The following is a 1,173-nucleotide window of genomic DNA, read 5'->3' on the forward strand; positions in this document are numbered from 1 at the left end:
GTGGGGGGAGATATGAGTAGCAAAGCAGCAGCAACCATAGTTGGGATTGTGGCGACCGCATTGTATTCCGGACTGGGAATGGCGGCAGCGGCGGACCCTTACCAGTTAAACTTGCCCGAGCCGCAAACGCCGATAGCCCAGCAGATATACGATCTGCACACGCTGGTTTTATGGATATGCCTGGTGATATTCGTGGGTGTGTTCGGGGTCATGTTGTATTCCATACTCAAGCACCGCAAATCCTTGAACTACCCGGCGGCGAACTTCCATCACAGCACCACGGTCGAGATCATCTGGACTGGCATCCCGTTCCTCATCCTGGTTGGCATGGCCTATCCCTCCACCAAGACCATCATCGACATGAAGGACACCTCCAGCTCCGAGATCACCATCAAGAGCACGGGTTACCAGTGGAAATGGGGTTACGACTACCTGACGGGCGAAGGAGAAGGCATCAGTTTCCTAAGCAGCCTGTCCACCCCCCGCGACCAGATCGAGAACACCACGCCCAAGGGTGAGAACTACCTGCTGGAAGTAGACAACCCGCTGGTCGTGCCCACCGGCAAGAAGATACGCGTACTGCTCACCGCCAACGACGTACTGCACGCCTGGTGGGTACCTGCCCTGGGCGTAAAGCAGGACGCCATCCCCGGCTTCATACGCGACGTCTGGTTCACCATTGAAAAGCCTGGCACCTATCGCGGCCAATGCGCCGAACTCTGCGGCAAGGAGCACGGCTTCATGCCGATCGTCGTAGAAGCGGTGACGCCCGAGAAATATGCGCAGTGGGTGGCTGAACAGAAAAGCAAGACGGCTGCGGCGGCCGAAGACGTGAGCAAAGAATTTACGGCGGAAGAGCTGAAAGCCGAAGGCGAGAAAGTCTACGCCGCCAACTGTGTTGCCTGCCATCAGGCCAATGGCCAGGGCATACCCGGGACCTTTGCCGCGCTGGCCGGCTCGAAGATTGCCAACGGTCCCAAGGCCGGCCATGTCGACATTGTCATGAATGGAAAGACCGGCACGGCAATGGCCGCATTCAAGCACCTGTCGGATGTACAAATCGCGGCGGTGGTCACCTACGAACGCAACGCCTGGGGAAATACCGCAGGCGACGTGGTGCAGCCATCGGAAATCAACCAGTTCAGAAAATAGCATCAAGGAGGACACCATGGC

Annotated in this window: 1 protein-coding gene; it reads left to right on the forward strand. The window is 57.7% G+C overall.

The features are described 5' to 3' along the window. Positions 1–78 precede the first annotated feature (78 nt). Positions 79–1,152: a cytochrome c oxidase subunit II gene (gene coxB / locus BLS94_RS14410; protein ID WP_256325456.1), complete on the forward strand. Its 1,074-nt coding sequence runs from the start codon at positions 79–81 to the stop codon at positions 1,150–1,152. Positions 1,153–1,173: the final 21 nt, after the last annotated feature.

The organism is Nitrosospira sp. Nsp18 (assembly GCF_900103145.1).
In the GTDB taxonomy this organism is placed as follows: Bacteria; Pseudomonadota; Gammaproteobacteria; order Burkholderiales; family Nitrosomonadaceae; genus Nitrosospira.